This window comes from Pseudomonas sp. YL2, assembly GCF_023063025.1.
Classification (GTDB): domain Bacteria; phylum Pseudomonadota; class Gammaproteobacteria; order Pseudomonadales; family Pseudomonadaceae; genus Aquipseudomonas; species Aquipseudomonas putida_A.
Window position 1 is genome coordinate 168,273 of sequence record NZ_JAJSLU010000004.1, and the last position, 19,666, is coordinate 187,938.

At 58.8% G+C, this 19,666-nt stretch carries 16 protein-coding genes and 1 pseudogene; 8 read left to right on the plus strand and 9 right to left on the minus strand.

From position 1 onward, the window contains the following. Positions 1 to 187: 187 nt before the first annotated feature. Positions 188 to 505 carry a DUF3509 domain-containing protein gene (locus LVD08_RS08135; protein ID WP_247267885.1) on the plus strand — a complete coding sequence of 106 codons (318 nt, stop codon included), beginning with the start codon at positions 188 to 190 and terminating at the stop codon, positions 503 to 505. Here LVD08_RS08135 and LVD08_RS08140 read toward each other — a convergent pair. Together LVD08_RS08140 and LVD08_RS08145 are read right to left on the minus strand one after the other, a co-directional pair. Beyond that, on the minus strand, positions 502 to 1,002 hold the full coding sequence (locus tag LVD08_RS08140; RefSeq protein WP_003221775.1) for a phosphate-starvation-inducible protein PsiE: 501 nt from the start codon (positions 1,000 to 1,002) through the stop codon (positions 502 to 504). The two genes, LVD08_RS08135 and LVD08_RS08140, sit on opposite strands and share 4 nt — an antisense overlap. A 325-nt stretch (positions 1,003 to 1,327) precedes the next feature. Then, positions 1,328 to 2,047, minus strand: a complete 720-nt coding sequence (locus LVD08_RS08145; RefSeq protein ID WP_027610892.1) for an autoinducer binding domain-containing protein — start codon at positions 2,045 to 2,047, stop codon at positions 1,328 to 1,330. 155 nt (positions 2,048 to 2,202) lie between these two features. On the opposite strand from LVD08_RS08145, the gene LVD08_RS08150 reads away from it, so the two are divergent. The 5 genes and pseudogenes from LVD08_RS08150 to LVD08_RS08170 all read left to right on the plus strand — a co-directional run. Further along, positions 2,203 to 2,757 (plus strand): acyl-homoserine-lactone synthase, encoded by a 555-nt coding sequence (locus LVD08_RS08150; RefSeq protein WP_027610891.1) that lies wholly within the window; start codon positions 2,203 to 2,205, stop codon positions 2,755 to 2,757. 148 nt (positions 2,758 to 2,905) lie between these two features. Next, positions 2,906 to 4,150, plus strand: coding sequence for an AfsA-related hotdog domain-containing protein (locus LVD08_RS08155; protein ID WP_247267886.1), 1,245 nt, complete (start codon positions 2,906 to 2,908; stop codon positions 4,148 to 4,150). After that, a complete protein-coding gene (locus LVD08_RS08160; protein ID WP_247267887.1) occupies positions 4,147 to 5,295 on the plus strand; it encodes an NADH:flavin oxidoreductase in 1,149 nt (382 codons plus the stop codon). Before LVD08_RS08155 ends, LVD08_RS08160 begins: the two co-directional genes overlap by 4 nt. 13 nt (positions 5,296 to 5,308) lie before the next feature. Next, a complete protein-coding gene (locus tag LVD08_RS08165; protein ID WP_247267888.1) occupies positions 5,309 to 6,079 on the plus strand; it encodes an SDR family NAD(P)-dependent oxidoreductase in 771 nt (256 codons plus the stop codon). A 188-nt stretch (positions 6,080 to 6,267) separates the two neighbouring features. Then, a pseudogene (locus tag LVD08_RS08170) lies at positions 6,268 to 6,522 on the plus strand (YebG family protein); the annotation flags it as partial. 178 nt (positions 6,523 to 6,700) lie between these two features. On the opposite strand, the gene LVD08_RS08175 reads toward LVD08_RS08170, so the two are convergent. Beyond that, a complete protein-coding gene (locus LVD08_RS08175; protein WP_047597781.1) occupies positions 6,701 to 7,720 on the minus strand; it encodes a Glu/Leu/Phe/Val dehydrogenase family protein in 1,020 nt (339 codons plus the stop codon). A 172-nt stretch (positions 7,721 to 7,892) separates the two neighbouring features. Here LVD08_RS08175 and LVD08_RS08180 point away from each other — a divergent pair, with 172 nt between their 5' ends. Further along, positions 7,893 to 8,696, plus strand: coding sequence for a SirB1 family protein (locus tag LVD08_RS08180; RefSeq protein WP_247267889.1), 804 nt, complete (start codon positions 7,893 to 7,895; stop codon positions 8,694 to 8,696). A gap of 183 nt (positions 8,697 to 8,879) precedes the next feature. On the opposite strand, the gene LVD08_RS08185 is transcribed toward LVD08_RS08180, so the two are convergent. The 4 genes from LVD08_RS08185 to hmgA form a co-directional block, all read right to left on the minus strand. After that, complete coding sequence (locus tag LVD08_RS08185) at positions 8,880 to 10,250, minus strand: MFS transporter (protein WP_247267890.1); 1,371 nt, start codon at positions 10,248 to 10,250, stop codon at positions 8,880 to 8,882. A gap of 157 nt (positions 10,251 to 10,407) precedes the next feature. Further along, a complete protein-coding gene (gene maiA / locus LVD08_RS08190; protein ID WP_247267891.1) occupies positions 10,408 to 11,043 on the minus strand; it encodes a maleylacetoacetate isomerase in 636 nt (211 codons plus the stop codon). Between the two features lie 12 nt (positions 11,044 to 11,055). Further along, on the minus strand, positions 11,056 to 12,360 hold the full coding sequence (fahA, locus tag LVD08_RS08195) for a fumarylacetoacetase (RefSeq protein ID WP_103369123.1): 1,305 nt from the start codon (positions 12,358 to 12,360) through the stop codon (positions 11,056 to 11,058). 3 nt (positions 12,361 to 12,363) lie between these two features. Then, positions 12,364 to 13,668 carry a homogentisate 1,2-dioxygenase gene (gene hmgA / locus LVD08_RS08200; RefSeq protein ID WP_247267892.1) on the minus strand — a complete coding sequence of 435 codons (1,305 nt, stop codon included), beginning with the start codon at positions 13,666 to 13,668 and terminating at the stop codon, positions 12,364 to 12,366. A gap of 165 nt (positions 13,669 to 13,833) precedes the next feature. Between hmgA and LVD08_RS08205 the strand changes: the two genes are divergently transcribed. Then, on the plus strand, positions 13,834 to 14,619 hold the full coding sequence (locus tag LVD08_RS08205; protein ID WP_027610880.1) for an IclR family transcriptional regulator: 786 nt from the start codon (positions 13,834 to 13,836) through the stop codon (positions 14,617 to 14,619). Between the two features lie 30 nt (positions 14,620 to 14,649). Here LVD08_RS08205 and LVD08_RS08210 read toward each other — a convergent pair whose 3' ends face one another. Together LVD08_RS08210 and LVD08_RS08215 are read right to left on the minus strand one after the other, a co-directional pair. Continuing rightward, positions 14,650 to 18,132 carry a dermonecrotic toxin domain-containing protein gene (locus LVD08_RS08210; RefSeq protein ID WP_247267893.1) on the minus strand — a complete coding sequence of 1,161 codons (3,483 nt, stop codon included), beginning with the start codon at positions 18,130 to 18,132 and terminating at the stop codon, positions 14,650 to 14,652. Positions 18,133 to 18,733: 601 nt separating this feature from the next. Beyond that, complete coding sequence (locus tag LVD08_RS08215; RefSeq protein ID WP_247267894.1) at positions 18,734 to 19,645, minus strand: SDR family oxidoreductase; 912 nt, start codon at positions 19,643 to 19,645, stop codon at positions 18,734 to 18,736. Between the last annotated feature and the right edge of the window lie 21 nt (positions 19,646 to 19,666).

Consider the following 19,666-nt stretch of genomic DNA (forward strand, 5'->3'; position numbering starts at 1 on the left):
CCGCAGGCTGCGATCTTTTGATCTTCATGACCGAAGTCAAAACAGCGCAGATCAAAAGATCGCAGCCTGCGGCAGCTCCCACATAAAGCAACAACACAGGCCACGGAATCGCCGATGATCAGGTATTGCGAACCAACCCGATCACGGCCGGTCAACAACTGCACGTTCAATCAGGCGGTGACGCATCATGGACAACCCTTTTCAGATCATTACCGATGCCTTCGCGCCGGACTATCAGATCAACCTGAGCATTCAGGGGCTGGACGGCAGCATCATGCTGACCCTGTCGAACAGCGGCCGAATCGTCGCCAAACGGATGATCAGCGCCGAACAGCGCAACGATCCGGTACGGCTCAAGCGGCTGGTGCAAAGCATTCAGTTCGGCATCGCCATCGAACAGGGCCATAGCGCCATGGCGATCCTTGAAGCGATGACCAGCGGTGACGGGCTGCCTCCGCCACCGCAGCAGAACAACGGCCAGCCTGGGCCGTCGATGGGGCTTTAAAGTTCGCCCTTCTCGATCTCGGGGTGTTCACCGGAGCCGGCGCCGAGCTTGCGTTGCGGTTTTTCGATCTTCACCGACGGAAATTGCGACGAGGCGTAACGCACCACCAGGATCGAGAACGCCAGCAGCAGAATGCCGCCGCACAGGTAGATGATGCCCATGTCCGGCGGGTTGTGGTGCGAAACGTTGGAGATCAGCAGGCGGGTCAGCGCAGTGATCGCCACGTAGATCAGGAAGCGCACCGGCATGTGGTTGGTCTTGAAGTAAATCCCGACCATCGCCCCCAGTTCCAGATAGATGAACAGCAACAGAATGTCATCGATCTTGATGTGGCCTTCTTCGAGCATGCCGAGAAATTCCATCACCGCCGCCCATGCGGTCACCGCACCAATGGCGAACAGCGCCAGGTAGTGGAAGGTCTCGACGAACAGGTTGCCCAGGGACTCCGCCAGTTGATGCACGTTTTGCCGCAGTTTCTCGGCCCAGTTGATTTTCACGATGATGTTCCTTAGCCCGATGCGAGCGGATGATGCCGGTTGGACGTGACGGTTTTCCGTATGCGCTATGCGCCATGCAGAAACGAGGCCACGCATCATGGCGAGCCGGCATGAAACCTGCGCCGTGGCGTTTGGTCGCACCGTTGAACAGGCACCGTCGTCAGGAATGTTTGTGACGGTATAACTGAAGTTTCTTGATGAATTCGTTACGCTTGAAAAGGCATTAGCTTATAAATGAAATGTTATTAATCCGGCAAATCTGTGAACTCGCGCACAAACACTCCGGTTATTCACCAGTTAGTTATCCAATAAATTATCAGGATAATTATTTCCACAGCAGGCCCATCAGCGAAGCTTTAACTGCAGCGGCAATCTTGTTTTGGCAACCGAGTTTCTTCAGGCAATGGTTAATATGGAAGTTTACTGTCCTTTTGCTGATACCGAGGATCACCGAAACATCGTCCGATGACTTTCCGTCAGCGGTCCATTGCAGGATTTCCTTTTCCCTCTGCGACAGTTCTATCGGTACCGGGAGCACCGAATCGGCGCCGCGCATCTGCAGGCGCGTCAGCCCCAGGTGAGTAATCTGGGCCAGCCAGGACAGCTGCGCCTGTTTGGTTTCGAGTTCCTGCGCGGTGATCGTCCCGCTGCCCCGGGCAAAGGTCACCAGCCCTTGCGTTTCGCTGTTGAGCAGCGTCTGCCCCCAGCCCTCCGAGAGCCCGTGAGCCTGCGCATCCTGCCAGAATTCGGGCATCTGAGCCTTGAGTTCAGCGTCCCACAGCACCGGTTTCACGCTGCGCATTGCGCGCTGGACGTAAGGATCGATGTCCAGGTAACGATTGGCGGAATAGGCAGCTTGCCAGGCGGGCGAATAATTATTGGCGAGAAAAAGACAGGGTTTGGTGATGGGGAAAAGCCGGCGTGACCCGTAAGCCACATAATCAAACTCCAACTGCCTGGCGACGGTCTTGATACTGTCGAACAACAACTCGACATCCGTTGCAGACATGGCGTTTTCCAACAGTTCAGCCTGCCAATATGACATAGAGATTCCTTTCCCACAGTTAATGCTGCCGGCCTCTTGCCAACATGCCTAGCATATTTCCAAATGTTTCCGCTAGCTGTCAAGGGTGACAGGTAGTATGCGAGCGCAGTGTGCACTTTAATCGCCACCCAACCAATCACTAAACGGAATCTGTGATGGATTACTTGTCAGGACGTTATGACGAGTTGACGACACTAAAGCGTCAACGCTTGGCTCAATATCGCTATCAGGTGTTCGTCGAACGCCTCGGCTGGCAATTATCCACGCCGGATGATTTCGAATTCGACCAATTTGATCACAGCGGCACTCACTACATTGTCGCCGAAGAACACGACGGCAACATCAAGGGATGCGCCCGCCTGCTGCCCACCACCCAGCCGTATCTGCTGAGTGAGGTGTTCACCTCGTTGCTCGGCGACAAGCCTGCCCCGTGCGGCGATGACATCTGGGAGCTGTCGCGTTTCACCTCACTGGACCTCGATGCCGAGGGCGGCAAAAACGAACAGATGATGTCCGACGAAAACACCGTTGGCCTGTTCATGGCCACGCTGGAGTACGCCCGAACCTGCGGCGTTTCACATCTGGTGTCAGTGTCCCCGGTTGCCATCGGACGCCTGCTCAGACGTGGCGGCATCGACTACAAATGGCTGGCGCCGCTGCAGGTTCTGGACAACCGAACCCTGGGCGCCTGCTACATCACGGTGCAGTAAACCTGCCCGACACTCGATAACAAGAAAACAAGAAAACACATCAACTGAAGCTGCTGACACGCGTCGAGCAGCACCTTTCGGTGTGGGTCGATTTCACGCCATGGATAGCAACTGCCTTACAACCAACGTTCAACACAGAGGGATGATCATGATCGACATGCACAGGAAAGTTGCCAAAGACATCGTCCACAAGGGCCACGATGACGACGTGCTGATTTACGACGCTCACCACTTGCTGCCGGCCTGGCTGCCGGCCGCCATCGTGCAACGGGCGAACCTTGATCCAATGGATCTGGAGATCGTCAATCAGGCCTATCGGCTCGACAGCGAACGTCTGGTGCTGCGCTCGCTGCCAACCATCATTGACCTGGAAGAGCTCGAACAGGCAGGCCTGTCGGACTGTCTGCCAGAACTGCTGACGAATTACGAAAAGGCCACCGACCACCTGATCCTCAGCGGCATCTGGGTGCTGGAAAGCACCGAGGCCAAACTGGCTCGACTGCCCGGTTGCGGCAACGGCCTGAGCCTCGATCAGCGCCGGCTGGTACATGATGTCCTGAAAAACCTGGACGGCTGCCCGCAGCAGGGTCTGCTCTATTTCACCCTGTTCAACGACACCGCCAATTACTTTTTCTACCGCAAGCACCACGAGCACGTGCCCGGCCTGATGCTGATCGAAGCGGCACGCCAGGCCATGTACGCGCAGTTCTACGAGCACAGCGGTTATGCCCGCGGTGAGGTGTCGATTTCCATCGTTGATCTGCTGTCGAGTTTTCCCCGTTACACCGAGTCTTCGTTTCAGGTGGATGTGCTGGTTGGCGACTACGAAGGCATGGCCCAGCCGCGGGCGCGCAAGGTCGACAAGCGTGCGCGATTCTTCCAGCGGGGCGAGTTGGTGGCCGACATTCGCCTGCACGGTGAAGTGATCAAGATGCCGGTGTTCAAGCGCATGCGGAATATCAACATCGACCCCGCCTGCTGGTTCCGTCCGCTCAAGGGCATACGCCATGAAGTGCTGGTGCGCCTGGATTCAGGTCGTCACCTCTCCGCCCGCCTTGAGCTGCTGTCGATGGCCGGCCTGCAAGTGCAATGCGACAGCCCGCTCGAGGCTTCCGAGCGCGGACACGTCTACCTGTACCTGGAAAACGAAGGGATGATCAGCCTGCCGTTGCAATCACTGCACGCCAGCGACGCGACAAATGCCGGCACGCTCAAACTGCACCTGGCAGAGCTGGATTCACCGTTGCGCTTCAAGTGGCGCGAAGTGCTCAAACAGTTCGCTTACTTCTCCCACGAAGAAACCGCCCCGGTTCCGGCGCCTGTCCTCGGCCAACCGTTGTGGATGACCTTCGACCAGGCTTCGGCGATGCCCGAACAAAGGAAGGAAGCATGATGCCGCGCTATCCCCACGTGCTGGAGCCGCTGCGGCTGGCCGGCGGGCTGGAGTTGCGCAATCGACTGTTCTTCGCGTCGATGGGCGTGGACCTGGCCGATCACAGCGGATGCGTGACGCCCGCCATGATCGAGTTCTATCAGGGCATCATGGAGGGCGGCTGCTCCATGGCGTTTCTGTGCAACGCCACGGTCTCGCCGCAATCGCGTCTGCAGAGCACCGGGCTCGGCCTGTTCGAACAGCAGCAGGGCGAATCGCTCAAGGCGATGTTCGCGATGGCCGAGCAGGTCAACACGCCGGTAGGTGTGCAATTGCAGCATTACGGCGGTCAGGGCACCACCACCCACACCGGCGTTGCCGTGCTGACCCCGAGTGGCGTGCCCTGCCCGCGCGTGTCGAAACTCGATCCGGATTACCGCGTGCAGATCATGGACGAAACCGACATCGCTCAGGTGATCGAGCAGTTCGCCCACTCCGCCTGGCTGGCCTGGACCAACGGCGCACGTCTGGTGCAGTTGCAGGCGTCCAACGGCTACCTGCTGAGCAGTTTTCTTTCGCCGCACACCAACAAGCGCACCGACCGATATGGCGGCAGCGAAGAGAACCGTGCGCGACTGTTGCTCGACGTGGTCAAGGCCATCCGCGAGCGCACCCAGGGCCAACTGATCGTCACCATTCGTCTGGGCATCGATGACCGTCTGGGCGCTGAAGGGCTGCAATATCCGGACCTCAAGGAAACCGTGCAGGCGCTCTGTCAGGCCGGCGTTGCCGCGCTGGAATGTTCGATGTGCATGGGCGCGACTTTCGGCCAGTTGATTGTGCATTCGGAGACCATGGACCACTACCTGCAAGCCGGAGTGCGGGCGATCAAGTCGGTGTCGACAGTGCCGGTGGGTTACGCCGGTTTCATCGACGGTCTGGACAAGGCCGAGCAGTTGCTCGCCGACGGCGTATGCGATTGGGTGGGGATGTCGCGGGCGCTGTTTGCCGACAACGACCTGATCAATAAAACCCTGCAGGGCCGCTCCGCCGACATCCACAAATGCCGATGGGACAGCCAGTGCTTCAGTGACAAAAGCAATCCTCGACTGGATCGGGTGTATTGCTGCGTAAACCCGAAATATTTACGCCCCGCGTTGGCATAAGGAGATGCGACATATGTACGATTTTCTGGGAAAAGTCTGCCTGGTCACCGGCGGCACCAGCGGCATTGGCGAAACCGTCAGCGAACGCCTGATCAAGGCCGGCGCCGATGTGATCGTGTTCGGTCGGGACGAAGAAAAAGGCGCGGCGCTGGCCGATCGGCTGGGTGAACACTGCCGTTTCATCGCCTGCGATGTCGGTGATCCGGCGCAGGTCGAGCAGGCGTTCGCGACCATTCGTTCGGCCTACGGCCGCCTCGATTGCGCGTTCAACAATGCCGGCGTGACCGCCAAGTACGGAGCGCTCGCGCAATCGTGCCCGGACGACTGGATGAAGGTGATGAACATCAACGTCAACGGCACCTACCACTGCATGCGCCATGAACTGCAACTGATGCTCACCCGCGGCACGGGGGCGATCGTCAACACCTCATCCTGTGCCGGGGTGGTGCCGATTGGCGGCCAGGTGGCCTATGTCGCCAGCAAGCAGGCGATCAACGGCATGACCCAGGTGGCGTCGATCGAGAATGCGCGGCTGGAAGACGGCGGCTGCATTCGCGTCAATGCGGTCGCCCCGGGGCCGATCCTCGGCGGCATGAACAGCGAGGCACGCCTGAAAGCCGCACCGGAAAACACCCAGCGTAAAATCAACGTGACGTCGATGAAGCGCTTCGGCACGGCGGACGAAGTGGCCAACGCGGTGCTCTGGCTGCTCAGCGATCAATCCGCATACGTCACGGGTGTGATCATGCCTATCGATGGTGGTTACGCCAGCGGCAAGTTCTGAAATCAAAAAAACCAACGACCCGCCGTGTGCGGGTCGTTTTGTTTGAGGCGCGCGCATCAGGAAAAACCCCGAATCCGGTCTACATTGAAAAGCCACTACCCAAAGCGCAGGGATTCGCTTATCCTTTCGCTGTATATAAATACAGTAGTCGCTAAGACAACTAAATGTGAAGGCATGTGAGGTGGTGAATGGCCGTCGAAGTGGTATACCGCAGCAGCCGAGATCTGGAGCGCTTGTTCATGGATAAAGCCGAAGCTGACCGTCATGACAAAATGCTCGAACTGGCCGAGATGCTGTCCGAAGTGTTGCAAAAAGCCGTGCCGTCGCTGAACGAGCAACAGGTTGAAGAAGTCGGGATCTACATGGCGAAGAACCGCGATGTGTTCGCCAAGGCCTTCAAGAGCCAGCCTGATGCACTGTCGGAGCTGATCAATGCACCGGCAGAAGTAGTCGAAAAAGACGCAGCGGCTGAGCCGGAAGAAGCTCCAGTGAAGCCGGTTAAAGCGGCGAAAGCTGCCAAGTAACCACGTTTGAATCGAAAAGATCGCAGCCTGCGGCAGCTCCTACAGGGAATACGCATTCCATATGTAGGAGCTGGCGCAGGCTGCGATCTTTTGCTTTTCAGCGATACAAGACTTTCTCCGCCAACTCATCCGCCACCCGCGCCGGCGAACGCTTCTCGGCCTGCGCATGGGCAAACACTTCGGTCAGCCGCGAACTGATCTTCGACAGGTGCGCAGTAATCGTCCCCAGCTCTTCGCCGCGATGCTTGAGCGAGACATAAATCAACCCGCCCGCGTTGATCACATAATCCGGCGCATACAGAATCCCGCGTCGCTCCAGTTGATCAGCCACATCCAGATGCGTCAGTTGATTGTTCGCCGAACCGGCCACCGCCGAGCAGCGCAGTTGCGTCACCGTGTGACTGTTGAGCACCCCGCCGAGGCCGCACGGCGCAAGGATGTCGCAGGGTGTACTGAGCAAGGCGTCGTTGGCGATCGGATGCGCGTTGAGCTGTTCCATCGCCAGTTGCACCTTGCCGTGGTCGATGTCGCTGACCAGCAATTCGGCGCCTGCCGCGTGTAGCTGCTCGGCCAGTGCATAACCGACGTTGCCCAAGCCCTGAATCGCCACGCGCAAGCCTTCGAGATTGTCGCTGCCCAAACGCGCCATGGCGGTGGCGCGAATCCCGGTGAACACGCCCATCGCCGCATGCGGCGCCGGGTCGCCGGCCGAGGTGGTGCTGGTGACATGCTGGGTCTGCTGGGCAATGCAATCCATGTCCGCCACCGAAGTGCCGCTGTCGATGGCGGTGATGTAGCGACCGTCGAGCTGCTCGATGCAGCGGCCAAACGCTTCGAACAACGCAGCGCGGTTTTCCACATGCGCCGGGCGCACAATCACCGCCACCCCGCCGCCCTGATCGAGCCCGGCCAGTGCCGCCTTGTAGCTCATGCCCTGCGCGAGGCGTATGGCATCCTCGACTGCGGATTCGTCGTTGGGATAGGCAAGATAACGGCAACCGCCCAGGGCAGGCCCGAGGCGACTGTTATGAATGGCAATGACCGCCTTCAACCCGGTGACCGGGTCAACGCTGAGGTGCAGCGATTCCAGGCGAGTGCTTTGCATGAGAGCGAACATCGGCAGGCTCCCGAATCACTTCTGGTAGACGCCAGTATAGGCTTGCGCCCAAAAATTGCTGAAGCGCACCGGAATAAGCGCCCGCTTCGACGGCGACTTTGCGGCATAACCTGGCCGGTACTGGACGAATGGCGCGGACGGGGCTAAAACGAGGCATTCCCCGGAGATTTCGATGAGTCCGCGCCAACGCTTTTTCGAGTGTCTGCACCGTTCACCGCCCGCGCTGTTCGAAGCGGCGCTGTGGATGGCTGCCGAGCACGAAAAAGGCCTGGATGTCGAAGCGCTGCAACAGGACTTCAAGGAGCTGCAACAGCGCGTCAGTTACGGCTTGCCGATGCTGCCAGTCAGCGAACTGGCGCAACCGTTGCTGCGGCGGATGAATGATCTGGGCTTCTCTCAGGATGACTTTCTGCCGCTGCGCCCGCAGGTCGCGCTGTTGCACAAAGTGTTGCAGACCCGTCGCGGCCAGCCGCTGACCCTGTCCCTGATTGCTCTGGAACTGGCCCGTGGTCTGGAGATTCCGCTGGTCGGGGTGAACTTCCCCGGGCATTTCCTGCTGCGGGTACCCGGTGCTGATCACCTGCTGGATCCCTGCGGCGGTCGGCGGCTGTACCCCAATGACTGTCGCGAGTTGTTGCAACGTCAGTACGGCGCGCACCTCAAACTCAACGCTGACCATCTGGCCACCGCCAGCCCAGAGCAGATGCTCCAGCGCCTGTCACGCAACCTGCGGCAGTTGCATCTGGCCCATGAGGATTACATCGCCGCGCTGATCGATGCTGAACGCGTGCTGGAACTGGGCGGTGCCAGCGCCGCCGATTATCTGGCCCGCGCCAGCCTGTATCAACGGCTTGATTGCCCGAACGCCGAGCGCTTCGACCTGGAACATGCGCTGCTGCTCAGCGACGATCCGATCCAGCGCCTGCGCCTGACTGAGCGGCTTGGGCACCTGCCGCCGAATTCAGTCGTCCACTAATCCCTGTGTGGGAGCGAGCTTGCTCGCAAAGCGTGGTGTCAGCGATGAATGCATCGAAGCCTGAATCGCCTTCGCGAGCAAGCCCGCTCCCACAGGGTTCAGCGTGGCCCCATTCTTCTGCATCACAACGATCCCTTGTGGGAGCGTGGCTTGCCCGCGAAGCAGGCGCCACCGTTGTTCCTGTCAGACTGCGTTATCGTTCTTCGCGAGCAAGCTCGCTCCCACATTGGATTGCGGGATATCTGAAGGCGAGCGCACCTGGATGATCAGCAGCGCCGCAATCACCGCCGGAATCGCGCAGAAGAAGAAAATCTGCGTCACCGGAATGTGCATCGCCAGCAGCATGCTGCCGAACAACGGCCCGAGGATCGAACCGAAGCGCCCGACTCCCAACGCCCAGCCAGTGCCCGTGGCGCGTACATGCGCCGGGTAGAAGTTGCTGGCGAAGGCGTTCAACGTCAGTTGCCCACCGATGATGCAGAATCCCGCGGCAAACACGCAGGCCACCAGATAGCGTGGATTGTCGTGGTTCAAGCCCAGCAGAATCGTGCACAGCGCCGCCCCGGCCAACACCGCGCAGAGCAGCCGCACCTTGCGTTTCAGGCGGTCGGCGAACCAGGCCATGCACACCGCGCCCAAGGTGCCGGCGAACAGGAACATCGAGGTCACCAGGTTGGCTTCATTGAGTTTCAGACCGCTTTCCAGCAACAGCGTCGGCAGCCAGCTGATCATGAAATACAACAGAATCAGGCTGAAAAAAAACGTCGCCCAGATCAGCAGGGTCGGGCGCGCATAACCGTTGCGAAACAGCTCGACCACGGTCAATTTGCTGCCCTGCTCGCGCTCGTTCTGTTCGACGGACGCGGCCGGCGGTTGCCAGTCCGGCAGCATTCGCGCGGTGACTTTGCGCAGGCGCGCATAGGGCGGTGCATCGCGCAGCAGACGCGGCAGCGATTCCGGCAGCATCCACCACAGGAACGGGAACAGCAGCAACGGCGTGACACCACCGGCAAGGAACACCGCTTGCCAGCCAAAGCGATCGATGAAGCCCGCAGCAACAAAACCACCCGCTGCACCGCCAAACGAAAACCCACAAGCGGCCAGCGTCACCATCAAGGTGCGCAGACGCGGCGGTGAGTATTCCGACATCAAGGCCATGGCACTGGGCATCGCACCGCCCATGCCGATACCGCAGATGAAGCGCGCGATCATCAAGGTGTTCAGAGAATCGGCGAACACCATCAACACCGTCAGGCTGGCGTAGATCAGCACGCAGGCGAGCAGGATTCGCCGCACGCCGAAGCGATCGGCCAGCGGCGTCACCGCGAGCGAGCCGAGCGTGAGGCCCAACAGGTTGGCGCTGAAAACCGGCCCGAACGCGGCTTTCTCCAGCCCCCAGTCCTGAGCCAGGGCCGGCACCACGTAACCGAGCACCTGGGCGTCATAGCCGTCGGTGACCAGCAGCAAGGCGAGCAGGATCAGCAATAACCACTGATAGCGGGACACAGGACGGGCGTCGAGTGCCGCGCGAAAGCTGGCAATCTGGTTGTGCATCGCAAGGTACCTGTTTTGTTTTTATGTTTTTTGTGTGCGGCCCTGATCCCTTGTAGGAGTGAGCCTGCTCGCGATAGCGGTGTGTCAGTCAACATCCCCGTATCTGACACTCCGCTATCGCGAGCAGGCTCACTCCTACATGGGGCGAGGTAGAGCTTTAAGGGGTATCGGGCTGATTGGCCGGATGCGCCTTGATGAACGCCGGATGCTCAGCCGCCAACGCCGCCACCCGCCGAATCCGTGGGTAAGCCTCCAGCGAAACACCGAAGCGCTCGGCCGCATACAACTGCGGAATCAGATAGACATCCGCCACACAAGGCCACTCGCCAAAGCAGAAACCGCTGTCACCGATCAATTGCTCGACGGTCGTCAGCCCCTGACTGATCCAGTGCGCGATCCACTCCACCACCTGCGGCTCTTCGTGGCCCAACTGACGCAGGCGATTGAGCACGCTGACGTTGTGCAACGGATGCACGTCGCAGCCGATCACCGCCGCCACACCGCGCACATGGGCACGCGCGGCAAGGTCTTCAGGCAGCAGTGGCAGCTGTGGATAACGCTCTTCCAGGTACTCGATGATCGCCGGCGACTGAATCAGCAGCTCGCCGTCATCGGTGCGCAGGGCCGGCACCCGGCCCTGCGGATTGATCGCCAGATACGCCGCCTGGCGGTGCTCGCCCCCCGGCGGCGCGATCAGGTTGACCGGCAGCGCGGTGTAGTCGAGCCCTTTCAGCGCCAACGCGATACGCACCCGATAAGACGAGGTCGAGCGGTAATAGGTGTAGAGATCCATGATCCGCTCCTGTCAGCGCGCCGCCAGCACTTTGCCGCGGCATTCACCGAAGCCGATCGAGGCAAAACCGTCTCGGGCGCAACGCGCGCGCAGGATGATTTCGTCGCCGTCTTCGAGGAATTTGCGCACTTCGCCGGAGGCCAGTTCGATCGGCTTTTTACCGCCCTCGGTGATTTCCAGCAAGCTGCCGAACTGACCGCTTTGCGGGCCGGACAAAGTCCCCGAACCGAACAGGTCACCGGCCTGCAACTGGCAGCCGTTGACGCTGTGGTGCGCGACCATTTGTGCGACGGTCCAGTACATGTAGCGAGTGTTACTCAGGGTCAGCCGATGGGCTGGCAGATTCTGTTCGCGCATGGCTTCGGTGAGCAGCAGCACTTCCAGTTCGATGTCGAAGGCGCCGCCATCTTGATCACGTTTGTCGAACAGGTATGGCAGCGGCTGCGGATCACCTTCCGGGCGCGCAGGTTGCGCCATGCGGAATGGCTCCAGCGCTTCGGCGGTCACCACCCATGGCGAAACACTGGTGATAAAACTCTTGGAGAGGAACGGGCCGAGTGGCTGGTATTCCCAGGCCTGGATATCGCGGGCCGACCAGTCGTTGAGCAGGCAGAAACCGGCGATGTGTTCGGCGGCGTCACCAATGGCAATCGGCTCGCCCATGTCGTTGCCCTGACCGATCCAGATGCCCAGTTCCAGCTCGTAGTCCAGTCGTGCGCACGGGCCGAAGGTCGGCTCGCTCGCACCGGCCGGCAGGGTCTGGCCTTTCGGGCGGCGCACGTCGGTACCAGAAGCGCGCACGGTGGAGGCGCGACCGTGATAACCGATCGGCACGTGCTTGTAGTTGGGCAGCAGTGGGTTGTCCGGACGGAACAGTTTGCCGACGTTCTGCGCGTGCTCGATGCCGACGTAGAAGTCGGTGTAATCGTTGATGCGCGCCGGCAGGTGCATCTGGCAATCGGCAGCCAGTGGCAGCAGTTTTGCGCCTTGGGCTTCGATGGCGCCGCGATGAGTGCTGCCCTCGCCGAACAATTCCAGCAAGCGGCTGCGCAAGGCTACGCGGGCTTCACGACCGAGGTCGAAGAAGGCGTTCAGCAGACCGCCGTGCATGGCTTCGACCGCGCTGCGTGCCGGGCCGTCGAACAGGCCGGCTTCAAGCGCCACCTGCAGATCGAAAATATGTTCACCGATCGCCACGCCCGCGCGCGGCGCCGAGCCGCCAGTGCTGAACACGCCCAGCGGCAGGTTCTGCAGCGGGAAATCCGCGTGGCCATTGGCCGAAGCAACCCAGCTGCGGGTGATGGAAGTCTGAGTCATGGGTTATCTCCGGGTCGGGTCGAACGTGGCGGGCAGCGTGGCCCAGCAGGCGTCGTATGTGGATTGCAGTTGCGGGCAGTCGAGGGCGAAGCGGCTTGGGCGCAGCACCTGACTGGTCTCGAACATGAAGGCCATGGTGTTATCGATCTTCGCCGGTTTGAGTTCCGCGTTGATCGCTTTGGTGCAGGTTTCGCCATCCGGGCCGTGGGCGCTCATGCAGCTGTGCAGCGAGGCACCGCCGGGCACGAACCCTTCAGCCTTGGCGTCGTATTCGCCCTGGATCAGGCCCATGAATTCGTTCATCAGGTTGCGATGGAACCACGGCGGACGGAAGGTGTTCTCGGCGACCATCCAGCGTGGCGGGAAGATCACGAAGTCGAGGTTGGCCAGACCGTGCACGCTGGTCGGCGAGGTCAGCACGGTGAAGATCGACGGATCCGGGTGATCGAAGCTTACGGTGCCGATGGTGTTGAAACGGCGCAGATCATATTTGTACGGCACGTTGTTGCCGTGCCAGGCCACCACGTTCAGCGGCGAATGATCGAGCTCGGTGCCCCACAACTGGCCGAGGAATTTCTGCACCAGCGTCGTCGGCTGCTGCAGGTTTTCGTAAGCGGCGACCGGCGCGAGGAAATCCCGTGGATTGGCCAGGCCGTTGCTGCCGATTGGCCCCAGGTCCGGCAGGCGCAGCGGCGCGCCATGGTTCTCGGCAACGTAACCGCGCGCCTGCGGATCAAGCAGCTCGACGCGGAATTTCAGGCCACGCGGCAGCACAGCAATTTCCAGCGGCGCGACTTCGAGCACACCGAGTTCGGTGGCAATTCGCAGCCGCCCCAGTTGCGGCACCAGCAGCAGTTCGCCGTCGGCGTTGTAGAACACCCGCTCCATCGAGCGATTCGCGCAATAGATATAGATGCTGATGCCGGCTGGTTTTTCCGCCGCCGAATTGGCCACCATGCCGACCAGACCGTCGATGAAATCAGTCGGCTCGGCCGGGATATCCAGAGGATTCCAGCGCAGGCGATTGGGCGTCACTTCACCCAACGGGCCGCCGGCCAGTTGCCGCTCCAGTTTGACGAACGCCGGGTGATTGGCCGACGGCTGGATCCGGTACATCCAGGTACGCCGGGCTTCACTGCGGGTCATGGTAAACGCAGTGCCGGAGAGCAATTCGGTATAGAGGCCGTACGGGGCTTTTTGCGGGGAGTTCTGGCCGATGGGCAAGGCGCCGGGCAACGCTTCACTGCTGAATTCGTTGCCGAAACCGGACTGGTACGTCAGCTCCGACGCGTTTGAATCGAGGTTCATGGAGCCTCCTGAACAGGGAGTCGGCAGTGGCCCATCGCTCTGGCTCAGAGCTTTGCGCACGCCGGGGTTGTTATTATCGTAATTCGATTACGCATAACGTAATTTGCTCGCTATCCAGCGTCAAGCTATAAAGACGCCCATTCGTTTTCGGATCCCGGCCGCACCATGGAAAAAACCAGCGACAGCAACGGCAAACAGAAAGTCCGCTCCGCCGAGGTCGGCACTGACATCCTCAAGGCGTTGGCCGAGTTGTCGCCCTCCACCTCACTGTCGCGTCTGGCCGAGCATGTGCAGATGCCGGCGAGCAAGGTGCACCGCTATCTCCAGGCACTGATCGCCAGTGGTTTCGCCGAGCAGAACGCTGCCACCAACCATTACGGACTCGGCCGTGAAGCGTTGCGCGTGGGCCTGGCAGCCCTGAACAGTATGGACGTGCTGAAAGTCGCCGCCCTGCCCCTGTCCGAGTTGCGCGACGAGCTGAATGAAACCTGCTTTCTGGCGGTGTGGGGCAATCAGGGCGCGACCGTAGTGCACATCGAGCCGGCGGTGCGCGCGGTGACGGTGGTGACTCAGTTGGGTTCGGTTTTGCCGCTGCTTAGTTCGTCCACCGGGCTGGTGTTCAGTGCCTTTCTGCCGCATCGGGAAACCGATGAGTTGCGCGAGCAGGAAATCGCCGTCGCCGGCCATCCACTGGCCGATCAAAATGCCTACAGCGGTTTGTGCGAGCAGATCCGTGAACGCGGTCTGCATCATGTGCACGGCTTGTTGATGCCTGGGGTGGACGCGTTGTCAGCCCCGGTGTTCAACGCAGTCGGGCAGATCGCCGCAGTGCTGACCATCGTCGGCCCGACTTCACTGTTCCACGCTGATGAAGACGGCCCGGCGGCGCAGCGGTTACTGGCGGCGTCGCGGGCCGTGAGCTGGCGCATGGGGTATGAGCAAGCCGGTTGAGTCAGGCGATCTCCAGGCGCCAGCCGGGGATCAGCGCACGATGGTCTGGCTGATGCCGGTTACCCGATCCTTCATCAAGTCAGTGAAGAAATCGATCAACTGTTGATCTGCCGCTTTATGACCCGCCGCCTCGGCGACGAATTGCGCCGCCGACCGTGCATCATCAACCAGACCGAGAAACGATCGTTGAACGTTGGTCACCTGCTTGATCACCTCTGCGCTCGCACCGGCTGTGGCCGCCTGGCCAAGCGTAAATAGTCCGATCAACGCGTCCGCGCCGTATCCCAGTGCCGCCGAGTAGTCACCGCGCCGTTGCGCCTGTGCTCCGTCGTAAACACTTTTCATCATCTGCACCGCGACGACCAGAGTGCCGATTGGCGGCACGGCGAGACTGATGACACTCGCCGCCTTGATCAGGCCATCGTAAAACAGTCCCGCGATAACCTCCTTCAAACTGGTGGTTCGCTCGTCGATATCGCTCAATGCGCGACGCACTCTCCGATCATGAAACGCGAAGAGGTTGTTCAACTTGGCGCGTTCTTGCGTCTTGACCGGAGGCAGGGGTTTTCCGCTTGCGACAAGATCGTCAAAATAATCATTGATTACTTTTTGATCGACGATCGCAACCCGGTCAAAGTAGTAATCGCGCATCGGTCCGTATTGGAAACGAATCGATGGAATGAAATCGTTGATGGGTCGATAAGCAACGCCATCCGGCGCATCGGGCGTATATAACCAGTCGTGGAACTGGCCGAGAATGTTCATCCGCAGGATATAGACACCCGCAACCGTACGATCCCCCGCCTTGGTCAAGCCGGTTTTCCCGATATTGAATTCGTAAAGACCTTCATCACCTTCTGCGGACGAATCATTGATCGGGTAGTGATAGACATCCTCTTTCAAACTGCCGACAACCCGTTGTAGCGCTATAAAGATTTCAGAGCCAAACCTGCCATCAATGTAGTTGGAGAGCAGATCGTAATGCATCTGACAGCGAACTTTTTTTGCGTGAACGGCGCGCTTGAAGGCGTAGTCAGGATGCTTCCCGTCCAGATAGTCGGTCTTGAGCATTTCCGTATACCTGTCGCCAGGACGGAATGTTTTCGATAACGAGGACAGATCGCGAATATCCAGTTGATCAATGGCCGGATGGCCGTCCGTCAAAAAATACCTCGGGTCATACTTGCTCGGATAAGCCGGATTGGCAGCTTCAAACGACAGCCCTTCGATGAGCAGATCCGTTACGCTTTTCTGAAAATCGTCAGTCTGGACAATAATCTGATCGGGATTGATCTCGACATTTCGTCCTCGCGAACGCAACAGACTTTCAAGATTCTGCTTTACCGCATCGTGGGTAAAGCGTTCGAAAGAAGGGAACGCATTGTCCCTTGCCTCTACGGTGGAGAGCGCTTTCAGTTCGGTATTCAATCGAGCGTAACGTTTGCGCGGCTCAATTCCGAGATAGCGGTAAGGCGCAGGCGCAATGGTCTTGTGTAACGCCAGCTCAGACTGAAAAGCGAGATTGACGTCATTGAGCAACGGCGCTGTGCCATTGGGGAAAAGATCCGAGTATTGAGTATCCAGCTTGTACAGATAATGGGTGGAGTGACGGCTGATACCGCGCAAGGATCCGGCATCGTGCAAATAGTCCGGATGAATCAATGACGCCGCGTATTCACGATCAGCGGTCATGGCCGATTCAAACCATTTGTTCAGAGCGAGTACATCCGCAAACGCCATGAAAACGGATTTGCCTGCAGGTGTTATCAGATAAACAAGATAGTTCCGAGTCTCCGGTGCCCGAAAAACCATCACACCTTTCAAGGCGGGCCCTGGAATCTGCAGGCTCAGTTTCAATCCGCGGATAGACACCGAAAGGTCACCTGCCAACGCCCTTTCAATGACCTTCGCTTCGGTTTCACTGAAGGCGCCCGAATGGCGCGCAACGAAAAGCGCGAACTCGATGTTGCTGTGCAAGTGGTCGCGATACGCCTGTGCAAACTCCGGCGATGGATCAGTTGGAAGACTGGATACAAACTGCGAGCGCACGTTGATGTTGTTCAACCATTGCTCAAGTGCAGCAGCGGATAGCCTGCTGCCGGACGGCAACCCGGTGAGGCTGATTTCGGCTTTATACCCCTCGTCATGCAGACCGAAGATGATGAATTCCGTCAGGGTCCGACTGTCGACCTGCTCGAGGGTGCGGCCGCCCAGTTGCATCTTGTGGACGCTGCGCACCATTATCGTCTCGGCTTCCAGTTGCTCACCCAACGCGCTCATCGCCCACTCGGAAAAACAACGCAAGACATAATCTTTAAAAGAGAAACACCTGTCGAAAACCACCCGGTAGTCAGAGTGATATTTCTCCATCGAGTGCTCAAGCTCGACGTAACGCTGCTGAAGAGCGTTACCACCGTTCTTCAGCCAGAGTGGCCATTCGGTCCGCTTGAGTTCTGCCTGCACTTGATCGAATCGACGACCGATGTCAGCACGCATCACCGACAACATCTGATTGTCCTGCAATACACGGCTGAACGCTCGAGTCTGGCCCTTGCAATCGCGCATCAGACTTGCAAGCGTCTCAAGTTGCCCCTTCAAGTAAGCGTCGACACAATGAGCAGACACACTTTGCGTGGCTTTAGGGAAAGCGATTTTGCTACCGGACGCCGATACACGCGCCAGCAGCGTTGCGTGCGCGTCGATATTCCTGGCGAAGTATTCAAAGCCGTTGCCTGGCGTGTGAATGACATAACCGGTGGACTCATTGAGCAGTTTCATTTGCGGATCCGCCCGCATCGCATTATCGAGGACAAACCCCGGAACAAGCGAAGTGCGAGAGTCGGATTCAGGACTCACCACAACGCTATAAGCGCCGGCGCCGTTTTCCAGGTTCAACAAATAGCAATAGCGCGTCGCCATGCCATGATCCAGAAATCCCGCCATGGCTTTTAAAGAAAGCTCCGCTGTCAGCACAACGTTATAAGCCTGCTGCAAGGCCTGTTTATTTGTCAGTCCGGTATTTTCAGTTGTTGCGACTTTTACGGGGGTCGCCCAATATTTGCCTATCTCCGAACGCAGGCTGCTCTCCATGTTTCGCAGCGTATAAGTAATAGCCTCCTCAGCCTCGATAATACTGAAGCCCTTGACTCTCATCTCTTCGCCAACGGTATCGGGCAGGTGAAAGACACCGTCCCCGCCGCCAGCCAGATAGCTCGGCGCCACATTATTATCAAGACAATGAAGCAATACCTCAGACAGTTTACCCGAAGGACGACGTTCAATCTCATTGGACTGATCGGTAATATTTATATAAACATTATCGATATTGATATTCTTCTGCCGCTGCTGCAATTCTTGCTGCAATGCCTGCCGAGCAATCTGCCGAACTGTCGGGATCGCCTCAACAATAGCGAACAAATCATTCTGCGCGGCAGCGGCCTTTGCCCACTCAGCCCTCCAGGTTACTTCTGCACCTTCAGAACCTCGCATCAAGCTTTTGTATAACTTATCCATATTCAAGTCCTATCTTTCAAGTTCAGTGAACGCAACCCCGCATCACTGCGATAGCGAAAGATAGTTTTATTTTTAACAAACAAGAAGCGCCAGTTCATTTCAACAAATATAGATTACAAGGTATTAACCGAAACAAAAAAACCACCTGTAAAAAATGACTAATTCACAAACAAATAATCCGCACAAAAGCCTCATACAAAGTAACTAACTCAACCATCCAGAATAGACAGCGAAGCGATATATTCCGGGCGCGAACACTTTGCGCAGTCCGTGCAGGATCGTGTGGCGCGATCAAGACTGTTGCACGCCCCGTAACAGTGCATGTCCGGAATCGCTATTTTTCCTTCGGGTTCAAGTGCTTATTCTGAGCGGGCTTTCAGGCAGACGCCGCAAAGCACCAAGCCTTGGCTGCTGAGCAACTCGCGCCAGCGCTGACCGATTTCAGATGAGTCGATGCTTCGATTGATCGCCCCGGTGTTCACTGACGTTGATTTGTAGCTCCTTGATCCAACGTCTTACCTTGGCCGCTGCGTTTGCAGCGGCCTTTTTTATGGGCGAAGGCTTTACCGGCGGGATCGGTATTTGCGGGGCGTGGCAAACGTTACAGCGAATACTTCTGCAAATTCGCCATCATTTCCTTCAGCGCTTCAATGTTGTCCTTCGGATGCGCCGCGCCTTCGAAATCGCAGATCTGCTGCCAGTGCGCCGCGACATCTTCCGGGGAGAAGCCGCTGCGGGGATCGAAGCCAGCACCGAGGCTGCGTTCCCAGCGCACCTTGCCCATCCAGCCGCCACCGACTTCAAACAGGCCGGACGTTTCCTGGCAATGTTCACTGGCCAGGTACACCACCAGCGGGCTGACCAGTTCCGGTTTGAGCTGTTCGAACACTTGCGGCGGGATCAGGCCTTCGGTCATGCGCGTGCCGCCGGTAGGCGCGATGGCATTGACCAGAATATTGTTCTTGCGACCTTCGATGGCCAGGGTACGGGTCAGGCCGTAGAGGCCGAGTTTGGCCATGCCGTAGTTGGACTGGCCGAAGTTGCCGTAGATGCCCGAGGTCGAGGCGGTGAAGATCACCCTTCCGTAGTTTTGCTCGCGCAAGTGCGGCCACGCGGCGCGGGTCACTTTGTAGGCGCCTTCGACGTGGACGCGATAGACAAGATCCCAGTCGGCGTCGTCCATCTTGTGAAAGGTCTTGTCGCGCAGAATCCCGGCGTTGTTCACCACCACATCGACACGGCCAAACGCATCGAGAGCGTTCTGTACCAATTTGTCGCCGTCGGTGACCGAGTCATGGTTGGCCTCGGCGATGCCGCCGGCTTCGCGAATCTCCGCCACCACACGGTCAGCGGCGGAGGCGTTGGCCCCTTCGCCCTGGGTCGAGCCGCCGAGGTCGTTGACCAGCACTTTGGCACCGTGCCGGGCGAACAGCAAAGCGTGCGCTCGCCCCAGGCCACCACCGGCGCCGGTGACGATCACGACTTTATCTTCGAAACGTACGGACTCATTCATCGCAGGAACTCCAGCAGGCCA